6 protein-coding genes, 1 pseudogene and 1 other annotated feature are annotated in these 7,357 nt (G+C 67.2%); of the genes and pseudogenes, 2 read left to right on the top strand and 5 right to left on the bottom strand.

The window, feature by feature from the left end:
* Nucleotides 1–10 precede the first annotated feature (10 nt).
* From MHY29_RS04055 to MHY29_RS04070, 4 genes are all read right to left on the bottom strand, one after another.
* A complete protein-coding gene (locus MHY29_RS04055; protein WP_224355056.1) occupies nucleotides 11–1,372 on the bottom strand; it encodes a 3-keto-5-aminohexanoate cleavage protein in 1,362 nt (453 codons plus the stop codon).
* A 337-nt stretch (nucleotides 1,373–1,709) separates the two neighbouring features.
* Nucleotides 1,710–2,579, bottom strand: coding sequence for an alpha/beta fold hydrolase (locus MHY29_RS04060; RefSeq protein WP_239238334.1), 870 nt, complete (start codon nucleotides 2,577–2,579; stop codon nucleotides 1,710–1,712).
* A gap of 342 nt (nucleotides 2,580–2,921) precedes the next feature.
* Nucleotides 2,922–4,165 (bottom strand): IS3 family transposase gene (locus MHY29_RS04065; protein ID WP_224355058.1). Its coding sequence is split into 2 segments (ribosomal slippage): nucleotides 2,922–3,892 and nucleotides 3,892–4,165, totalling 1,245 coding nucleotides; the frame shifts between segments, so codons are not numbered across the junction.
* Nucleotides 3,762–3,896, bottom strand: a sequence feature (AL1L pseudoknot). (Overlaps the previous gene by 135 nt.)
* Nucleotides 4,166–4,549: 384 nt before the next feature.
* Nucleotides 4,550–4,867 (bottom strand): helix-turn-helix transcriptional regulator, encoded by a 318-nt coding sequence (locus tag MHY29_RS04070; protein WP_103384811.1) that lies wholly within the window; start codon nucleotides 4,865–4,867, stop codon nucleotides 4,550–4,552.
* Between the two features lie 151 nt (nucleotides 4,868–5,018).
* On the opposite strand from MHY29_RS04070, the gene MHY29_RS04075 reads away from it, so the two are divergent.
* Complete coding sequence (locus tag MHY29_RS04075) at nucleotides 5,019–6,275, top strand: MFS transporter (RefSeq protein ID WP_224355059.1); 1,257 nt, start codon at nucleotides 5,019–5,021, stop codon at nucleotides 6,273–6,275.
* Between the two features lie 86 nt (nucleotides 6,276–6,361).
* Nucleotides 6,362–7,060 (top strand): annotated as a pseudogene (locus MHY29_RS04080) (IS256 family transposase); the annotation flags it as partial.
* Nucleotides 7,061–7,079: 19 nt separating this feature from the next.
* Here MHY29_RS04080 and MHY29_RS04085 read toward each other — a convergent pair.
* Nucleotides 7,080–7,357, bottom strand: a 278-nt coding sequence (locus MHY29_RS04085; RefSeq protein WP_239238336.1) for an IS3 family transposase, incomplete at its 5' end; no start/stop codon positions are given.

Below are 7,357 nucleotides of genomic sequence, written 5' to 3' on the forward strand. Positions count from 1 at the left end.
CCGTGGACCCTCACCGCCGCCCGAAGCCAGCCAGCATCACGGCGAGGTCGTCCTCTGCGCCGGCCCGAGCACCCGACGTGCTGCCCAGGGCCTCTGCGGTGAGGCGCCCGATGTGCACAGCGGCCGGCGCTGGTGCGGGTGCACCGGCGGGCAGGGCGAGGTCGTGATGGTGCACGGCGAGCTCCACGGCCCAGGTGGCCAGCATGTCCCCGGCGGTGAGCACATGGCCCTGGAACGCGATCGACTCCTCGATCAGAGTGTCCGCTGCATGTCGCAGTCCTGCACTCACCTGGTTCAGGTGCTCAAGCGCGTTCCTGGGACGGGCATAAGCGGAAGCGGTGCGGCGCGTCATGAGGATCCCGGGCACCGGGTCCTTCTCCGGTTCGTACGTGGTCCAGTAGGACGCGGCGTCGACATCGGGGGTGTCGTCCGTGCGGGCCGCCAGGCCGGCGAGCATCTCCTGCAGCCCCAGGCGCACGTGCACCAGGCAGTCGAGCCGAGACCAGCCGTGGACGTGGCTGACTCCGAGCAGGGTGAGGTCGTCGAGAGAGCTGGCGCCCTCCTCGAAGGCGTCGAGCGCGGCGAGGAACGCCGTTCGGGCCTCGGCCAGGGGGACGCTGTAGGGCTTCATGACTGTCGGTTCCTCCTCCAGGCTCCGGCCTCGGAGGTGTGACGCGACGGTGATCAGCTCGGCGTTCCCGGGCGCTGGGCGGCCGTCAGCGAACGTCACCATGTCCTCCAGCCCTGCTCGCGTGTCTAGTCCGAGCCGTCCAGCCAGCTTGAGGGCGGGCCAGGCAGACCGCTCCTCGCCGTGGAGCAGCAGGGGCATGGCCGGTTCAGCGCGGCGGACGCCCTGGACGAGCACGAGCGCCTCGGACTCCACCTCCTCCGCGGGTATGTCCTGCACCTCGATCAGCACGCGCAGGCACCGCGACCGCAGGGGTGAGGCAAGCCATGCGGTGAGGCCCTCCTGGTGCCAGATGCCGGCTTCGACGCCGATGCCTCGGTCCAGGAGCGTCGCCGCGATCTGGTCGGCACCGGGTTCATGCCAGTTCACGGAGGCGAAGTCCGGCAGCGTCTGCCAACCAACGATCGCCTGCCGTCGGTCCTCCACCGACGGTAGAGCCCAAGCTCCCGTCGTCACCCCCACCGGGACGCCGGCGCATCGCGCCCTCACTTCGCGGACCCAGCGGCCGACGTCGGGGTTCTGGAGGCTGTCCTGTCCGTGAGCGTCCTTCGGGTGGACGTGGACGGCGTCAGCTCCGGCCGCGACGGCCTCGGCACACTCGGCTGCCACGCGGACGGGGTCGGCGCTGAGAGCGGGGTGCTCGGCGATGTCGCGGGCTCCGTTGACGCAGACCTGAAGCATCATGCCCAATACACTACCGACCCTCTCGAGTCCCTCCATCGGTAGCGGCGCATAGCCATGTAGGAGCCGGGAGTGTCGAGTTGCAGCCCAGATTCCACACGACGCGCGGCGAACTCTTCGCATATCGGGCGGGATCCGGTTGGCGTGAAAACTGGGTGTCCAGGTGGGTGCTCCCGGGCGCCCCAAGACTCGCCAGAAACGTACGGGCGGCTGCGGCTCTGGCGGGTTGGTTGTGGCGAGTCATGTGGCGGGCGGACAGGGCCGGAGGTGGCGCGCACGGCGCACGGCGGGACCCCTCGCCACAAACGACCGATTCTGCCGCCCGGCCGTGGGCCAGGAGTCAGGACGGGAGGAAGAACTCAGTCAGAACAGCGGTGAGCTGTTCGGGGTTGTCTTCGGCCATGTGGTGGCCGGAGTCGATGACGGCGCTTTCGGGGCGATGGGCGCACCAGGATTCCCACACTTCCGCCGGGTTCCCGTAGAGGTCCTCCATGTCGTCGTGCTTCGACCATGCGACCAGCGTGGGGCACTGGATCTGATGGCCGCGTGCACGGTCGCGTGCATCGGCGTCTCGGTCGACGTGGAGGCTGGCCCGGTAGTCCGCGATCATGGAGCGCACGGTCTGAGGGTCGCTGATGGCGGCCACCATGTCCTGGTAGTTCTCCTGTCCCATCTTCTGGGCGTCGGGCTGGTACCAGGCCAAGGGGTCCGCGCAGATCACTCGCTCGGCGTGGGGGGAGGCGAAGAAGAACCAGTGCCACCACTTCTCCGCGAAGCGGGCATCAGCGCGCTCGAGGGCCTCCAGGATCGGGACGCAGTCCAATACAGCCATACGGTCCACCCGCTCTGGAAAGTCCAGGGCGGTGCGGTACGCCACGTAGCTGCCCCGGTCGTGGCCGACGACGCTGAAGTGATCGTGGCCGAGGTGCGTCATGAGCAGGGCGATGTCGCCGGCCATGGTGCGGTCGCTGTGGGTGTGAAGGTCGTCGCTGGGCTCTGGGGCGCTGGACTGCCCGTATCCGCGCAGGTCCGGGCAGACCACCCGGAGACCCGCGTCTGCCAGAGCGGGGGCGACCCTATGCCAGGTTGCATGGGTGCGAGGGTGGCCGTGGAGGAGGACGACTGCCGGCCCTTCGCCCCCGGTGGCGACGCGGAGCGTGACGCCCGACGGCAGCGGGATGTGTTCGAGGGCGAAGCCGGGAATCGTCATGACGCTCATCGTCGAGGACCGTTGCCCATGACACAAGGCGGCGATCGAAGTGGTGTCGGTGCCGAGTCTACTGGCGCAGAGGTGAGCGGCCACAAACGACCGTTTACGCCCGTGTCAGGGATCGCCAAAGCCCTGACTTGGCACCTCAACGGGATCGGTTTCGAGGGTGTTGACGCGCTTGACGCTCATTTCCTCTGCGGTAGTTGCCTGTCAGGCGCGCCATGAACTCCTGGGGGTCGCCCGCTTCGACGTCCTCTAAGAAGGAAGCCGCTCTGACGCCCCGCAAGACCGTCGCCTGCTTGCCGCGATGCGTAATGAAGCGTCCCGGGTTTCGTGCCGCTCCTATGTGGGTGCCAGCTCTCGGTTGAGGGCGGCGTAGTAGGCAGTCTCGTACTCGGCCGGGGTGGTCATAGCCAGGGACGAGTGGAGCCTTCGATTGTTGTACCACTCGACCCATCCGGCGGTGGCGTACTCCACGTCGGCGATGGTCTTGTACGGGCCGTTGTGGAAGATCGTGGTGGTGATGCACTCGGTCCTGTACAAGCCGATGACGCATTCCATGAGCGCGTTGTCATACGCATCGGCGACGGTCCCGATGGACGCGGCGATGCCCTCGGCGGCCAGGTGCTCGGCGAAGCAAAGGCTCGTGTACTGCGACCCGGCATCGCTGTGCGCGATCAGCTCGCCGGGCTGCACAGGGTGCCCGTGCCGGTCACGGTCCCACAACGCGATCCGCAGCGGGGTCAGAACCAGCGGGGTCGTCTTGGCCGTCGCGGCATGCCAGGCGAGGATTCTCTGCGAGTAGCAGTCCAGCACGAACGCGACGTATACGAAGCCCGCCCACGTGCGCACATAGGTGAAGTCCGCGACCCACTTCGTGTTCGGCGCGGCCGCGGTGAAGTCTCGATTGAGCAGGTCACCGGCACGGCAGCCGTCCTTGGCCGGGACGGTGGTGCGCACTGGCCTGCCTCGACGCACACCGTTCATCCCCGCAACCCGCATGAGCCGGTCCACACGACCGGCGCCGACCTGGTGACCTTCTCGACGCAGCCACGCGGTCATCTTCCGACGCCCGTACAGCCCTTCCGGGGTGCCGACAAGGTCGTGCAGGACGTTGAGCAGGACCGCGTCGGACGTGTCACGAGCCGACGCGCTGCGGCGGCGCCACGCCCGGTAGGTGCGTGCGGCGATCTGACAGCCCTCCTGACGGAGCACCCTGCAGATCGACTCGACCGCATGCCCCTTGGCGCGCATCTGATCGATGAATCCCATGATCATCGGTTGCGGGGGTCGAGCTCCCCCGCGAAGAAAATCGAGGCCTTGCGCAGGATCTCGTTGTCCTCCCGCAATCGCTTGACCTCGCCGCGCAGGCGCTTGAGCTCGGCCAGGTCATCGCTGGTCGGCCCGTCCTTGAGGCCGGCGTCGACGCGGTGCTGACAGACCCAGCGGCGCAAGGTCTCGCGCCCCACGTCGACCTTCGGCGACACCAAAGCCACGGCCTTCGTGACTGACCCGGCTTCCTCGACACGGTCCAGGACCATCCGCACCGCGCGGTCCTTCACCTCGGGATCGAACTTCTTCGGCATGAACAACATCCTCTCGAACTCGAAAGGAAGCGGCATCACACCCTGGACGCTTCAGGTGCGCTGATGACGACACTTGAACCCGGTTGTCAACTCAAGTTGACGCGGCGAGCCTCGCTTGAAAGACGTGTGGCAGCTCATGAGGCGCTCCGGGCTGGGGTTGACTCAGGCGGGTCCGCTCGCGGAACAGACGTCTGGCCGACGATGATCAGGCGATGGGACGCTCCGGCTGGGCGCTGCTAAAGACGGCGGTCGTGCACCGGGCAGATGATCTTTCCCGGCGATGGACGTCGCGCGGGGTGCGCTCACCGGACTGGAGGCTCAGTCGCGGCTAGCTTAAAGTCGGGGTGCCAGCGTCTATGTAGTGTCGCAGGCTGGGTAAGGTGATCAGTCGCCGCTGTCGCTTCCGATGAGGTCGAGCAGGCCCGGGAAGCGCGCATCGAGGTCGCGCCTGCGCAGAGTCACCTCGCTGCGGTTGCCCCGGTCGACCTGGTGCACCAGCCCGGCCTCGCGGAGCACCTTGAAGTGATGACTGCGCGTGGACTTCGACAGGTCCAGGCCGAAGCTCGTGCAGGAGCGCTCGCTGCCGTCCGCATCGTTCACCAGGTCATGAATGACGCGCCGCCGATGAGGGTCGGCCAGCGCCGACAGCACCGCACCGAGCTCGATCTCGTCCGGCTCCACACCGTCGGTCCTGCCAGCCATCGTCGCCCTCCATCTCCGTACAGCATCAAAGGTTCGACTTGCATCGTACCTCATGGTCGTGCCAGTCTAGCTACGTTCGTTCTGTATCGAACCTCTGTCATGTATCGAACCAAAGGAGTGCCCCGTGCCTCGACCTAGACTGCTGCTGGCCGTGATCCTGCTCGCTCAGTTCGTGATCCCGTTGTCCATCTCCGGCACCGCCGTCGCGCTCCCTGCGATCGCCAGCGACCTGGGTTCGGACCCGACGCCGTTGCAGTGGGTAGTCAACGGCTTCAACGTCGCCTTCGCGGTCTGCACGATCGTGTGGGGCGCCTGCTCCGACCGGATCGGCTACACGCGCTCGTTCCGGATCGGCATCGCCATCGCCATAGCCGGGGGCATCGTCAGCATGTTCGCCCCGAACATCGCCGTGCTGGACGCGGGCAGGATCATCGCCGGAATCGGCTCAGCCGCGGTACTCACCAGTGCCGCACCGATCCTCAGCCACCTATTCGAGGGCAAGGCCAGAGCGCAGGCGTTCGCGCTGTTCGGCACAATCAACGGCCTCGGCCTCGCCGCCGGCCCTGCCCTATCGGGTCTGCTCCTGTCCGCCTGGGGATGGCAGGGCATCTTCGCCGCGCACACGATCGTCCTGATTGTCGCGTTCATCGGTGCCGCACGGCTTCCCCAGCTTGGTCGGGGCGGAACCTCGCTGCGGGAGATCCTCGACTTCTCCGCGCTGAAGGCTCCGAAGTTCCTCGCCATGACACTCGTGCCGATCGCCGGGGCAATCGGCTTCGTGACGTTCCTGACCTACCTCCCCAGCGCGCTCGGAGCCATCCACGGGCTCACCGCCGGAGTCACCGGCGCACTGATGCTTGTCATGACTATCCCGGTGCTCATCGCCCCGGTCGCGGTTCACCGTCTCATGGAACGCAGCCACCTCACCCCGACCGCCATCGTCGCCGTCTCGTTCGCGTGCCTCATCGTCGGCGGCATCGGCGTGCTCTTGTTGCTAAGGCCCGATCTGCCGGTCGCACTCGGCGTCACTCCGATGATCCTGCTCGGCCTGGGCTTCGGCCTGCCGCTCGGGTTCGTCGACGCCGAAGCGCTGGCGGCCGTGCCCGCTGAACGAGCCGGAGCCGCCTCGGGCGTCATCAACCTCTTCCGCATCGGCTCTGAGGCAGTGTTCGTCGCCGCCTACGGCGCGCTCCTCGCCGCCGTCATCACCACAACCCTCCCCGGCACCACCGGTGAACTGATCGCTTCCGGCAGCCCGGGCGAACCGTGGATATACCACAGCGGCCTCATGGCCGCCGCCGGAACCATGATCGGGCTCGTCGCCATCGCCGGTGTCACGTTCCTCGCTCTCACCCGCGCCGCCAACCGCAGTGCCGTCACCGCCAGGCAGGTCGAAGTAGCGCGCTGAGACGAAGAGGGGACTGTAAGAACAACGGTGTGTGAGGGTCCGGCCTGATCCGAAAGGAGACGGCCGTGTCAGAGTCCACGACCGAGATGACAGGCCCGATGATCGATCCCGTGACCGGAGAGATCATCGATCAAAAGGACCTCGCCGAGCAGCTGCTCGCCCAGGCCAAGGAGCAAGGCGTGCGCCTGGTCGGGCCCGGCGGCCTGCTGAACCAGCTCACGAAGAACGTCCTCGAGACCGCCCTGGAAGCCGAGCTGACCGAGCACCTCGGGCACGACCACGGGCAGACCCCGATCCCGGCCAACATGCGCAACGGCACGAGGTCGAAGACCGTGCTGACCGAGATCGGCCCGGTCGAGATCGAGGTGCCCCGGGACCGGGACGGGTCCTTCGAGCCGGTGATTGTGCCCAAACGGAAGCGGCGCCTGGACGGGACCGACCAGATCGTGCTCTCTCTGTCAGCCCGCGGGCTGACCACCGGAGAGATCGCGGTGCACTTCGAGGAGGTCTACGGTGCGAAGGTCTCCAAGGACACCATCAGCCGGATCACCGAGAAGGTCGCCGGCGAACTGGCCGAGTGGTCCTCCCGTCCGCTGGACCCGCTCTAACCGGTGCTCTTCGTCGACGCGATTGTCGTGAAGGTCCGCGACGGGCAGGTGCGCAACACGCCGTTCTACGTCGTCATGGGCGTCACCGTGCACGGGGAACGCGACATCCTCGGGATCTGGGCCGGCGACGGCGCCGAAGGCGCCCGGTTCTGGCTGCAGGTCTTCTCCGAGCTGAAGATGAATCGCCCCGGGTTTGTTAGAGGCTCGTAAGTGCCGTCCCGGCGGGCGCGGGCGCGGGGTTCTCATGATGGTAGACGTCCTCGAACTCGACCGGAGGGACCAGCCTGATCTCGCCGTGCACACGACGATGGTTGAACCAGTCGACGTACTCCGCGACCGCGATCGCCAGGTCCTCGATGGACGTGAACGGGCCCTTGTTCCGGATCAGCTCGGCCTTGAACAGCGAGTTGAACGCCTCCGCGAGGACACTTATCGTAAGAATCCCCCGCCGAGCCGACCGAGGCGACTGCGCCG

The organism is Micrococcus sp. ACRRV (assembly GCF_022346985.1).
GTDB lineage: Bacteria > Actinomycetota > Actinomycetes > Actinomycetales > Micrococcaceae > Micrococcus > Micrococcus porci.

Excerpts from the sequence above, each read along its gene's own strand:
- MHY29_RS04055 (WP_224355056.1), bottom strand. The coding sequence starts at position 1,372 with ATGATGCTTCAGGTCTGCGTCAACGGAGCCCGCGACATCGCCGAGCAC.
- MHY29_RS04060 (WP_239238334.1), bottom strand. The coding sequence starts at position 2,579 with ATGACGATTCCCGGCTTCGCCCTCGAACACATCCCGCTGCCGTCGGGC.
- MHY29_RS04070 (WP_103384811.1), bottom strand. The coding sequence starts at position 4,867 with ATGGCTGGCAGGACCGACGGTGTGGAGCCGGACGAGATCGAGCTCGGT.